Here is a 12,844-nt window from a genome sequence, read left to right as displayed (position 1 = left end):
ACTTCAAACGACAACACAGACCATCAATTTTTGAAAGGGGATATCATGATGACACAATCCAAATTATATAACATAGCCGTAGTTGGAGCTACAGGAGCTGTAGGACAAAAGATGCTGGAGACTTTAGAAGACCGCGATTTTCCGGTCAATGAGCTGAAGCTGCTTTCTTCAAGCCGCTCCGCAGGCAAGAAACAAATGTTCAAGGGTACGGAATATACATTGGAAGAAGCAACCCCTGAAAGCTTTGAAAATATTGATATAGCACTTTTCTCCGCAGGAGGCTCTGTATCTAAGAAACTAGCACCGGAAGCTGTAAAACGCGGCGCTTTAGTTATCGATAACACAAGTGCATACCGTATGGATGAAAAGGTTCCGCTTGTCGTTCCTGAGGTAAATGAAGAAGACATACAAAATCATAATGGCATCATTGCCAATCCAAACTGCTCCACGATTCAAATGGTGGCAGCACTGGAGCCTATTAAAACGCATCTTGGCTTAAACCGTGTGATCGTTTCTACGTACCAAGCGGTTTCCGGCGCTGGAAATGAAGCGGCTGATGAGCTGAGAGATCAGTCACAGGCTTTCTTAAACGGTGAAGAGATGCAGGCGAATATCCTGCCTGTAGGCGGAGATAAAAAGCATTATCCGATTGCTTTTAACGCGCTGCCGCAAATCGATGTGTTCCAGGAAAATGGTTATACTTTCGAAGAAATGAAAATGATTAATGAAACGAAAAAGATTATGCATGCCCCAAGTCTGCAGGTTTCCGCTACTTGTGTACGTCTGCCTTTCTTTACGTCCCATGCAGAGAGCGTCTATGTGGAAGTCGATAAAGCGGGTGTGACTGTAGAAGAGCTTAAATCCTTAATTGGAGAAGCAGACGGTGTCGTTCTTGAAGATGATCCATCCACTCAGACTTACCCTACACCTTTAAGTTCAGCTGGTAAGCGGGAAGTATTTGTCGGACGTATTCGCAAAGATTTGGATCAGGAAAACGGCTTTCACCTATGGGTGGTTTCCGATAATTTATTAAAGGGAGCTGCTTGGAACTCCGTTCAAATCGCAGAACGCGTAATCGCCCGCCAATGGCTGTAAGTTAAAAATTGTAGAGGTGTGAACATGAAAATATTAGTTCAGAAATTTGGAGGCACGTCCGTAAGGGATAAAGAAAGCCGTGCACGTGCCATTTCACATATTGAAAAAGCTTTACAGGAAGGGTATAAAGTCGTCGTTACGGTTTCCGCTATGGGCCGTAAAGGCGATCCTTATGCAACAGATTCTCTGCTTGATTTAGTGCAGTTTCCTTCTTCTGATATTTCTGACCGGGAGCAGGATATGCTCATGTCCTGCGGGGAAACGATCTCTTCTGTCGTTTTTGCCCACGAATTATTGCAATCCGGCTTACGTGCTGCAAGCTTTTCAGGAGCAGCCGCTGGATTTTTAACCAATGATGATTTTACAAGGGCAAAAATTCTCAGAATGGATCCCAGCCGCATCCTTCAGGAATTAGAAACCCATGATGTCATTGTAGTCGCCGGCTTCCAGGGTAAGACGGAACTTGGTGATATTACGACGATCGGCCGGGGCGGCAGCGATACGAGTGCTGCTGCACTTGGTGCTGCCTTAAAAGCCGAATATATCGATATTTTTACAGACGTTGAAGGCATTATGACGGCTGACCCTCGTCTTGTGGAATCAGCGCGCGCTCTTCATGCTGTAACTTATAATGAAATCTGCAATTTAGCTTATCAGGGTGCGAAAGTGATCCACCCGAGAGCTGTTGAAATTGCAATGCATGCTAAAGTACCGATGAGAGTCCGGTCCACTTACTCTGATGATCCCGGAACATTAGTCTCTGCTTCCAGAGAAGGGGAGAGAGGTAATGACCTGCCGGATCGCCTCGTTACGGGCATAGCTCATATGGCCGGCCTGTCACAAATTAAAGTTCAATCAAAGGAAGACCCATCTAAACTGCAGTCCGAAGTATTTAAATCCATGGCAGAAGCGAATATTTCTGTTGATTTTATTAACATTTCCCCTAGCGGTGTAAGCTATACGATAGACAGCGTATATACCCATCAGGCCGTCAGCATTTTAGAAGACCTTGGATATGAACCTGAAGTAAAAGAAGGCTGTGCGAAAGTATCAACGGTTGGTGCGGGAATTACAGGAGTACCGGGAGTCACTGCGAAAATCGTTCAGACGCTGATCGACCGCGGTGTTCAAATTCTGCAGTCGGCTGATTCCCATACAACGATCTGGGTACTTGTAAAAGATGAGGACCTCATTCAGGCAGTAAACGCGCTGCATGATATTTTTGAATTGAATGTTGGATAATGAAAGGGGATTTAGGTCGTGGATTTTGGTAAAGTGTTAACGGCCATGGTTACACCTTTTGACAGCCATGGGAACATTGACTTCACAAAAACTTCCCAGTTGGTGGAGTATTTAATTGACCATGGCACAGACGGTTTAGTCATAGCGGGAACAACAGGAGAGTCACCGACTCTAACGTCAGAAGAAAAGGTTGCGCTTTGGGAGCATGTCGTTCAGACAGTGAACGGACGGATCCCTGTAATCGCGGGAACAGGCAGCAACAACACTAAGGCCTCGATCGAGCTTTCCCAGAAAGCTGTCAAGACAGGGGTTGATGCAGTGATGCTTGTAACCCCTTATTACAATAAACCCAGTCAGCAAGGTTTATATGAACACTTTAAAGCCATTGCTGAATCCATAAATAAACCAGTCATGCTCTATAACATTCCAGGCCGCTCTGCGGTAAGGATGACGGTTGAGACTGTTGTTGAGCTTTCAAAAATAGAAAATATCGTTAGTGTCAAGGAAGCTACAGCGGATTTAGACGGTATAGCAGCAATTATTGAACACACCTATGATGATTTCTCTGTATACAGCGGGGATGATAATTTAACCCTCCCTATCTATGCGATAGGAGGTAATGGTGTAGTCTCTGTATCTTCACATATCGCCGGTCTTGAAATGCAGAAAATGCTTCGTCTATACGATGAAGGCAAAGGTAGAGAAGCTGCTCAGCTGCACCGTAAGCTCCTTCCTGTATTAAAAGGTATGTTTATTGCTCCTTCGCCGTCACCTGTGAAGACTGCCCTTCAAATGAAAGGAATCGATACAGGAGGAGTAAGACTTCCGCTCGTTCCATTAAACGCAGAAGAACGGCTGCTCATTCAAGCCTTGATTAATAAAGAATAAACCGAAACAGCAAAGCATTCGCTTTGCTGTTTTTTCTATTTTCTGTATACCAGGTACCGGAAGAAATAAGAGAAAAATTTCAGCTTCTGTATGTTTCTATCGTTCTGTCTCATACTAATGGCAAAGCATGAAAGGGGCATTACAGCTATGACTTACATGGATGACGAACAAAAGCCGCAGGAAACGACTCCGGACAAAGAAAAGGATAAGTCTTCACTTGTAGATAAAATTCAGGAACTCGGCCAGTCGAATGTACCGCAGCCGGGCGACTCTAACGTGCATGTGCTTCCGATTATCGGGCAGGTGGAAGGGCATATGCAGCTTCCGGCACAAAACAAAACAACGAAGTATGAGCACATCATTCCTCAGTTAATTGCGATTGAGCAAAATCCAAAAATCGAGGGAGTTGTCGTTCTGTTAAACACGGTAGGCGGGGACGTAGAAGCTGGTCTCGCGATATCAGAAATGATCGCATCTTTATCCAAACCATCTGTCTCAATTGTATTAGGCGGAGGACATTCCATAGGAGTGCCTATTGCTGTTTCGGCCAATTATTCATTCATAGCAGAAACAGCGACGATGACAATTCATCCGATCCGGTTAAATGGGCTCGTTATCGGAGTACCGCAGACGTTTGAGTATATGGATAAAATGCAGGATCGTGTCGTTAATTTTGTCACGAGACATTCCAACATCGAGGAAGAAAAATTTAAAAACTTAATGTTTGAAAAAGGTAACCTGACGAGGGATATCGGCACGAACGTCGTAGGCCAGCAGGCGGTAGAGTATGGCCTTATTGATGCCGTGGGCGGCGTAAAAGAAGCCATGAGCAAGCTGAATGAAATGATTGATAAAAATAAAGAAAATGAGCAGCAGGTGATTCAGTAATGGATTACTCAATGATTCTGTATACGCCCTTATGTGAACATGACGTTTTCCCTCAGGATACGAATGCCAGCCAAATTGTGTATGAGAAATACAACAACAGGCATGTGAAGTGTTTTGACCACGGAAACGGAAAAAAGCAAATCATTCAAGTGGTGTCTACTGACCCGAAAGATTACCTGGATCCGTCTTTACAACCAGGACAATGGCTGGACTACTAACATAGCTTTCCATATGCTATAATAGAGGCAGTTATACATGAAAAAAGGGATGTCGTGGCTTCCACCAGCTTACGACATCCTCTTCTTTTCGTGTCAGGGAGGTGGGCCATAAGTGGCGAATAAAAAGAAAAGAAAAACCAAAGCCAAATCCAGAAAAAAACAATCCAGCTTAAAAGAACATATTAAATTTGAATTAATAGGTCTTTTATTTATTTTTATTGCTGTATTTGGAAGCGGAGCCTCCGTAATAAGCGACGGAGCGATACCAGGCGGTTTGGAAAATGTCTGGCAGGTTTTATTTGGAGTATGGTATTTTATTGCGTCGATTTTTTTCCTGATCGTCGGAATCTATTTAATGGTCAAAAGAAAATGGCCTGATTTTTTACATAAACGTCTCATAGGAACTTATATTATCGTAATTTCTTTGCTGTTATTTACCCACGTTCAAGCTCTTGCTGACGACTTACAAACTGGAGCTTCCGTATTTGATTTAACGTGGGACCGGTTAACAGGAATGATGCGCGGGGACCTGCCGGCCACAAGCATCGGCGGCGGATTTATAGGAGCTTTTTTACTGCTGATCACTTACTATTTATTTTCAGCAACAGGTTCCATCATCGTTTCGCTTTTCTTGTTTCTCATCGGTTTTTTATTTATTACAGAACGCTCATTGGGGCAAGTGCTGGCTTCTACCGGTGAAAAATTAAATGAAATGTGGAGCAGCGTAAAAAACCGTCAAAAAGTCGAAAAGCCGTCTAAACGACCTAAAGTTATAGATAAAGAAGCACCAGCGAGAATAGAGGAGCCCGCTTCTGATGAATCCGTAAATCAAGAGGAAGAATACGAGCCGATTATTCAGGACTTTACTGATCAGGCCTATAAAAAACCAGAAGACACAGGGAAAGAAGCAGTGCCTGTTCCAGGAGATGACCAGACGCTGGATCGTACAATGACGACTGCAGAAGTAGAAAATCCAGATTATAAGCTTCCTGGATTTGACCTTCTCGATGAACCTACATCAAGTCCTCAGAGTCAGGGCCGCTCTCATATTCAGGCCACCGTGAAGAAGCTTGAGAGGACATTTCAAAGCTTCGGCGTAAAAGCAAAGGTTACGAAGGTTCACGTAGGCCCATCGGTAACCAAATATGAAGTCTACCCCGATATCGGAGTAAAGGTAAGTAAAATCGTAAACCTTAATGATGACTTAGCGCTTGCTCTTGCTGCCAAAGATATCCGGATTGAAGCCCCGATCCCAGGGAAATCCGCTGTCGGGATTGAAGTGCCAAACCAGGAAATTTCCATGGTTTCTCTAAGAGAAGTGCTGGAAACAGGGAAAGCTCATCCAGATGCCAAACTAAGCTTTGCATTAGGAAGGGATATTTCCGGCGAAGCCGTAATGGCAGAACTTAACCGAATGCCGCACCTATTAGTAGCAGGGGCGACCGGAAGCGGGAAGAGTGTCTGTATTAATGGAATCATTACGAGTATCCTTATGCGCGCGAAGCCGCATGAAGTAAAAATGATGATGATCGACCCGAAAAAAGTAGAGCTGAATGTTTACAATGGGATCCCGCATTTGCTGGCGCCTGTTGTGACAGATCCAAAGAAAGCTTCAAAAGCATTGATGAAAGTGGTATCCGAGATGGAGCGCAGGTATGATTTATTCTCTGATTCAGGTACTAGAAATATTGAAGGCTACAATGAATATATTAAAAAGCACAATCGCGAGAACGGCGATGACCAGCCGTTTCTGCCATATATCGTTGTGCTGGTAGATGAATTAGCTGACTTAATGATGGTAGCTTCCAATGATGTAGAAGATGCCATTACCCGTCTGGCTCAGATGGCACGTGCAGCAGGGATTCACTTAATTATTGCGACTCAGCGTCCGTCAGTAGACGTTATTACTGGGGTCATTAAAGCCAATATTCCATCACGAATCGCTTTTAGTGTATCTTCCCAGACAGATTCAAGGACGATTCTAGATACAGGAGGAGCCGAGAAGCTGCTTGGACGCGGAGATATGCTGTTTACCCCGGTTGGTTCTAACAAACCGACCCGTGTACAGGGTGCCTTTTTATCAGATGATGAAGTGGAACGAGTCGTGAACTTCTGTATTGAGCAGCAGAAAGCTCAGTATCAGGAAGAAATGATACCAGATGAAGAAAGCGAAGAGAAAAAAGAGGTCGATGATGATCTATATCCTGCGGCAGTGCAAATGGTGATAGAAATGCAGAGTGCCAGTGTCTCCATGATTCAGCGGAGGTTCAGGGTAGGCTATACCCGGGCTGCGAGGTTAATAGACGCCATGGAAGATAATGGTGTCGTCGGCCCTTATGAAGGAAGCAAGCCGCGCCAGGTGCTGATCTCAGAAATGGTAGAAGAAAGTTAGGCGTTATGGCCTCAAAAAGGATTTCCTTTTTGAGGCTTTTTATTTTTTGCTACGAGTACCCTGCATTCTCAGTAAAAGTGTGCTTTTTTATTATTAGGGATCTCTGGTTATAGAAGAAATTCGCGAAAAAAGCGAGCTAATTACCTCTTCCTGTCGCTTAAGAATACCTACTAATCATTATCACAGCAACTTTATTTAATAAATCAGAATTATTAAACATGTGCTAGTATTCAATAAAAATGTCCTAATTCTATTTATTTATTACATAAATAGTGTTATATTATTCTCGAATATGATGTGTCAAACGTCAGATGTCAGATCTCATACCTTTAGAGGACATAGATTTGGAGTGAGAATTATGTCTATTAGACAAGATACTCGTCATTTGTACCTGCAAGTGATAGAACAAATAAAACGAGATATTGAAGCAGGAGTGTACCTGGAGAAAGAAAAATTGCCCTCTGAATTTCAGCTGTCGAAATCGCTTGGAGTCTCCCGGGCAACCTTAAGAGAGGCTTTAAGAATTTTAGAAGAAGAAAGTATTGTTACACGAAGACATGGTGTCGGAACATTTGTTAATCCGAAGCCGGTTTTTTCATCAGGTATTGAAGAGCTTGACAGTGTAACTGGCATGATTCAGAAATCAGGAATGACACCTGGGTCCCAATATCTATCCGCAGAACTCATCGAGCCCACCGAAGATGAGCGCAGACGCTTCTCTCCATATCCCCTACATAAACTAGCACGGGTAGAGCGGGTGCGTACAGCTGATCAGCAGCCTGTCGTTTATTGTAAAGACAGGATTCCTGAAGGCCTTATACCAATTGAGCAAATTAGAGAAGCTGATTCCCTTTTCAGTGTCATAGAAAGATACACGGGCAAAACGATTGGATATGCTGTGACAGATATTGAACCGATTGGCTATCATGAAAGAATATCCCCAATTTTAAATTGCGAACCAGACCAAGCACTATTATTACTCAAACAAATGCATTACACGAAAGATGACGAACCTGTACTTTTGTCCTCCAATTATTTCCGCGCGGATAAGTTTAGTTTCCATGTTTTAAGAAAAAGAGTGTAAGGGCTTACATTGTAAAGGGTTTGAGGAGGTGGTGCTTTTTTTGAGGAAAATAGACAAAAAATTTTGTCTTTTATAATTTTCGCAATACTTTAACAAATTTAGGGGGTAAGGTCTTTGAAAAATCGTCGGTTTCTCATGATTCTTGCATTATTATTATCTATCGGGTTTGTTTTGGCGGCTTGTGGCGGGTCTTCAGACGAAGGGGAAGCTTCTGACAGCGGCGGTTCAGGTGATGGTGGAGAAGGAAGTTCAGAAGATTTCACTGTTGCTATGGTTACTGATGTCGGCGGTGTTGATGATAAATCTTTTAACCAGTCAGCCTGGGAAGGACTACAGGCTTTTGGTGAGGAAAATGGATTGGCCGAAGGGGAAGGGTTTGATTATGCCCAGTCTGACAGCGAGGGAGACTATACGACAAACTTAAGCCGTCTCGTCCGCCAGGATTACAACCTGATTTATGGAATTGGCTACCTGCTTCAGCCGGCTCTTGAAGAAGTAGCAGCCCAGTATCCTGATACTCATTTCGGTTTAGTAGATTCTGTAGCGGAAGGCGATAACATTGTAAGCATCACTTTTAAAGAGCATGAAGGTTCTTTCTTAGCAGGAGTAGCTGCTGCTCTTAAAACAGAAACTAACAAAGTTGGGTTCATCGGCGGTGAAGATGGGGATCTAATCAATAAATTCGAAGCCGGTTATGTAGCTGGTGTAAAGTCAGTGGACCCTGAAATCGAAGTGGACGTGCAATATGCTGAGAGCTTTGCTGCTGCAGACAAAGGAAAGCTGATTGCATCTAATATGTATAACAATGATGTTGATGTGATTTATCATGCTTCTGGAGCTACTGGAAATGGTGTATTCGCCCAAGCGAAAGATATTAAGCAGAACAATCCTGATGAGAAAGTATGGGTGATCGGGGTTGACCGTGACCAGCATGAAGAAGGAGCGATTGGTGACCATAACGTAACACTTACTTCCATGGTTAAACGCGTAGACGTTGCCGTTAATGATGTAGCAACTGAAGCAATGGAAGGCGAATTTCCTGGAGGAGAAGTGAAGGAATACGGATTAGAAGATGATGCGGTTTCCATTGCGACAACTAATGAAGAAGCAATGACAGAGGAAATTGTTTCACAAGTTGAAGAATGGAAAGAAAAGATTACAAGTGGAGAAATTCAAGTTCCAAGCACCCACGAAGAGTTAGAGGAATATGAAAGCTCTCTTTAATATAGGATCATGATATTGGAGGGCCGGCTGGTCTGGCCCTAAGTATCTATGAAAATCATCAAATGAAGGGACTCATTGCCGGCCCTCTTCATTTGGTGATTTTTTAAGGCATTATCTAGACCATTGGGAGGACTTTTGAATAGGGGGATGGGAAAAATGGATTACGTAATAGAGATGGTCAACATTCGCAAAGAGTTTCCCGGCATTGTCGCCAACGACAATATTATGCTTCAAGTTAAAAAAGGGGAGATACATGCTCTGTTAGGTGAAAACGGTGCAGGCAAATCAACGTTAATGAATGTATTGTTTGGCTTGTATCAGCCGGAAAAAGGCGAGATTCGAGTAAAAGGAAAGCAGGTTAAAATCACCGACCCAAACGTCGCGAACCGGCTTGGAATCGGAATGGTGCATCAGCATTTTATGCTTGTCGATACGTTTACTGTTACCGAAAATATCGTCTTAGGCAGCGAACCGCAAAAAGGGATAACCGTAGATATTAAGAAAGCGGAACAGGAAGTTGCCGAGCTGTCTAAAAGGTACGGCTTAAATGTTGATCCTAAAGCAAAAGTGCGTGATATTTCTGTAGGGATGCAGCAGCGCGTAGAAATTTTGAAAACCTTGTACCGCGGGGCCGAAATTCTTATCTTTGATGAGCCGACAGCCGTACTGACGCCTCAGGAGATTAAAGAACTGATCGATATAATGAAGAGCCTCGTCCGTGAAGGGAAATCGATTATTCTAATTACGCATAAGCTTAAAGAAATTATGGAGGTCTGTGACCGCTGTACCGTTATCCGTAAAGGAGAAGGAATTGGTACGGTGGATGTAGAGGAAACAAACCCAGATCACCTTGCTTCTTTAATGGTGGGCCGAGAAGTCAGCTTTAAGACGGAGAAAACAGAAGCGAATCCGGGAGAGACGTACCTTTTGATTAAAGACTTGTATGTTAAAGATGTCAGGAACGTTCCGATGGTCAAGGGGCTCAACCTTGAAGTTCGCGCAGGTGAAATCGTCGGAGTCGCCGGTATTGACGGCAATGGACAATCTGAGCTGATAGAAGCCATCGCAGGTTTAAGAAAGACAGAGTCAGGGACGATTCAACTGCATAACAAAGCAATTTCAAACCTTACACCAAGAAAAATCACAGAGGCCGGCATTTCTCATATTCCACAGGACCGGCACAAATACGGTTTAGTTCTAGATTTTCCAGTGGCTGATAATTTCGTTCTGCAATCTTATTATCAGGAGCCTTTTTCTAAAAAAGGAGTTATGAACTTTAAAAATATTTATCAGAAAGCCCGGGAACTGATCAAGGAATATGATGTACGTACACCGGATGAGTTTACGAAGGCCCGCGCACTTTCAGGTGGAAACCAGCAAAAAGCTATCATCGGCAGAGAAATTGACCGCTCGCCAGACTTACTGATTGCTGCACAGCCGACTCGTGGTCTCGACGTAGGGGCGATCGAATTTATTCACCAGAAATTAATTGAAGAGCGTGATAAAGGGAAAGCCGTTCTGCTTCTATCATTTGAGCTCGATGAGGTCCTTAATTTAAGTGATCGGATCGCTGTTATGTTTGACGGGCAGATAATTGCTGAAGTAAAACCAGAGGAAACCAATGAACAGCAGCTTGGTCTGTTGATGGCCGGGAACAGGCTTGAGAAAGCGGGTGAGAAATAATGTTTTCCAATCGCCTGATTAACGTACTCATACCTGTTATATCTGTTTTTCTTGGCCTGCTGTCTGGAGCCATTATTATGCTTATCTTTGGTTACAACCCGGTTGCCGGTTATGCAGCCCTATGGAATGGAGCGTTCGGCGACAGTTACTTTTTTGGTGAAACCATTCGAATGGTTACTCCTTATATCCTCTCAGGGCTGGCTGTAGCATTTGCCTTAAGGACAGGTCTTCTTAACATCGGAGTTGAGGGGCAAGTGTTCGTTGGCTGGCTGGCTTCTGTCTGGGTAGGGACAGCCTTTGAGCTTCCAATGATTATTCACTTGCCGCTTGCTTTAGCGGCTGCTGCGGCTGCCGGTGCCGCCTGGGGCTTTATTCCAGGAATCCTTAAGGCAAAGCTTGGCGTCCATGAGGTTATCGTAACGATTATGATGAACTATATTGCTTTGTATTCCACGAATGCGATCATTCGCCATGTCATTACAGATGGTGAAGACCAGACGGAGAGAATTGCGGAAACGGCATCGCTCGCTTCACCATGGTTAGCCGATATGACATTTTACTCAAGAATGCACTATGGAATTCTTATTTCATTGTTTATGGCGCTTGTGATGTGGTTTATCTTGAATAAAACTACACGAGGATTTGAGCTGAGGTCCGTCGGCTATAATCCATTTGCTTCAAGCTATGCTGGAATGAGCGTCGGTAAGAATATCGTTCTTGCGATGATGATTTCTGGTGCCTTTGCCGGTTTAGCCGGCTCTATGGAAGGATTAGGAACATTTGGCTACTTGGCGACGAAGTCAGGTTTTACAAACATCGGCTTTGAAGGAATTGCTGTTGCGCTCCTTGGTGCCAATACAGCCATAGGAGTCGTATTCGCTGCTTTTCTATTTGGAATTTTAAAAATCGGAGCGTTGAACATGCCTACAGTAGCTGGTGTGCCGACAGAACTCGTTGAAATTGTTATTGCCTTAATAATTTTCTTCGTAGCTTCAAGCTATCTGATTCGCTGGTTTATCCTGCGTATGAAAAAGGAGGGGAAATAAATGAACATTATTGAGATCCTGGAATCGGTTATTCCGCAAGCTTTGTTTTTTGCATCCCCTCTGATTTTAACAGCGTTAGGCGGTGTACTCAGTGAGCGGTCGGGTATTATCAATATAGGTCTTGAAGGCCTTATGGTTATGGGGGCATTTGTAGGTATCGTATTTAATTTAACGTTTGCCGATACTTTTGGCTCTTTCACCCCATGGCTCTCGATTACAGCAGCTATGATAATTTCAGCAGTTTTTGCCCTCGTTCACGCTGTAGCGTCAATTACGTTTCGGGCCGATCAGGTTGTAAGCGGAGTGGCCATAAACTTTCTCGCTTTAGGTATCGGACTGTTTTTAACGAAGCAATGGTATGATAAAGGCCAGACAGATATGGTAAGCAAGCCGTTTTATACGACAGATGTATGGCTGTTAAGTGATATTCCGATACTTGGGGGCCTGCTTTTTTCAAGGATGTACCTGACCTCTTATATGGCGATTATTTTAGCTTTTGTTGTATGGTTTGTATTATTTAAAACACCATTTGGCTTAAGGCTGCGTTCGGTAGGAGAACATCCGATGGCCGCGGATACGAACGGAATTAACGTTTATGGTATGCGCTATGTTGCTGTTATGCTGTCAGGAGCCCTTGGAGGACTTGGAGGATCCGTTTTTGCCCTTACCATTGCGATGAACTTTTCACAGTCGACGATTGTCGGACAAGGCTTTATGGCGCTAGCAGCCGTTATTTTCGGCAAGTGGCATCCGCTTGGAGCATTGGGGGCGGCGATCTTCTTTGGATTTGCCCAAAGTTTAAGTGTCGTCAGCTCCGGTATTCCGCTTCTAGCCGATGTGCCGCAGGTTTTTTTATTAATTGCGCCTTACGTTTTAACCATTCTGGCTCTTGCCGGATTTATCGGCAGAGCAGAGGCTCCAAAATCTCTCGGTTCCCCATATGTAAAAGGAAGTCGTTAAAAATAAAGCCCGGTGCATTCACCGGGCTTTACTTTTTACTTTTTTCCCGATATCGCTTAGCATATGAATTAACCCTTGTAAGCATGAAACATAGATAGGTGTGCATAATAGATAAGGTATAAGA

The 12,844-nt window shown here is 43.7% G+C and carries 11 protein-coding genes; all 11 read left to right on the top strand.

Annotated elements, in window-relative coordinates; genetic code table 11:
• Positions 1–48: 48 nt before the first annotated feature.
• The 11 genes from asd to HUS26_RS06885 all read left to right on the top strand — a co-directional run bounded on the left by asd (position 49) and on the right by HUS26_RS06885 (position 12,720).
• A complete protein-coding gene (gene asd, locus HUS26_RS06935) occupies positions 49–1,095 on the top strand; it encodes an aspartate-semialdehyde dehydrogenase (protein ID WP_173916461.1) in 1,047 nt (348 codons plus the stop codon).
• Between the two features lie 24 nt (positions 1,096–1,119).
• Positions 1,120–2,337, top strand: coding sequence for an aspartate kinase (dapG, locus tag HUS26_RS06930; protein ID WP_173916460.1), 1,218 nt, complete (start codon positions 1,120–1,122; stop codon positions 2,335–2,337).
• A gap of 18 nt (positions 2,338–2,355) precedes the next feature.
• Entirely contained in the window at positions 2,356–3,225 is an 870-nt protein-coding gene (gene dapA / locus HUS26_RS06925; protein ID WP_173916459.1) for a 4-hydroxy-tetrahydrodipicolinate synthase, read from the top strand.
• Between the two features lie 156 nt (positions 3,226–3,381).
• The gene (locus tag HUS26_RS06920; RefSeq protein WP_305792016.1) at positions 3,382–4,113 is read left to right on the top strand and encodes a ClpP family protease; all 732 of its coding nucleotides are present in this window, start codon (positions 3,382–3,384) and stop codon (positions 4,111–4,113) included.
• Positions 4,113–4,331, top strand: coding sequence for a YlzJ-like family protein (locus tag HUS26_RS06915; protein WP_254434148.1), 219 nt, complete (start codon positions 4,113–4,115; stop codon positions 4,329–4,331). Before HUS26_RS06920 ends, HUS26_RS06915 begins: the two co-directional genes overlap by 1 nt.
• A gap of 112 nt (positions 4,332–4,443) precedes the next feature.
• Positions 4,444–6,723 (top strand): DNA translocase FtsK, encoded by a 2,280-nt coding sequence (locus tag HUS26_RS06910; RefSeq protein WP_173916457.1) that lies wholly within the window; start codon positions 4,444–4,446, stop codon positions 6,721–6,723.
• Positions 6,724–7,081: 358 nt separating this feature from the next.
• Complete coding sequence (locus HUS26_RS06905; protein WP_173916456.1) at positions 7,082–7,807, top strand: GntR family transcriptional regulator; 726 nt, start codon at positions 7,082–7,084, stop codon at positions 7,805–7,807.
• Positions 7,808–7,921: 114 nt separating this feature from the next.
• Entirely contained in the window at positions 7,922–9,031 is a 1,110-nt protein-coding gene (locus HUS26_RS06900) for a BMP family protein (RefSeq protein ID WP_173916455.1), read from the top strand.
• Positions 9,032–9,187: 156 nt separating this feature from the next.
• Complete coding sequence (locus HUS26_RS06895; protein ID WP_173916454.1) at positions 9,188–10,714, top strand: ABC transporter ATP-binding protein; 1,527 nt, start codon at positions 9,188–9,190, stop codon at positions 10,712–10,714.
• Positions 10,714–11,760, top strand: coding sequence for an ABC transporter permease (locus HUS26_RS06890; protein WP_173916453.1), 1,047 nt, complete (start codon positions 10,714–10,716; stop codon positions 11,758–11,760). The genes HUS26_RS06895 and HUS26_RS06890 overlap by 1 nt, the downstream gene beginning before the upstream one ends.
• Positions 11,761–12,720, top strand: coding sequence for an ABC transporter permease (locus HUS26_RS06885; protein WP_173916452.1), 960 nt, complete (start codon positions 11,761–11,763; stop codon positions 12,718–12,720).
• Positions 12,721–12,844: the final 124 nt, after the last annotated feature.

It is taken from the genome of Halobacillus sp. Marseille-Q1614 (assembly GCF_902809865.1).
Taxonomy (GTDB): domain Bacteria; phylum Bacillota; class Bacilli; order Bacillales; family Halobacillaceae; genus Halobacillus_A.
The sequence above is the reverse complement of the archived record's forward strand: the minus strand, read 5'-3'. Positions and strand labels throughout refer to the sequence as shown.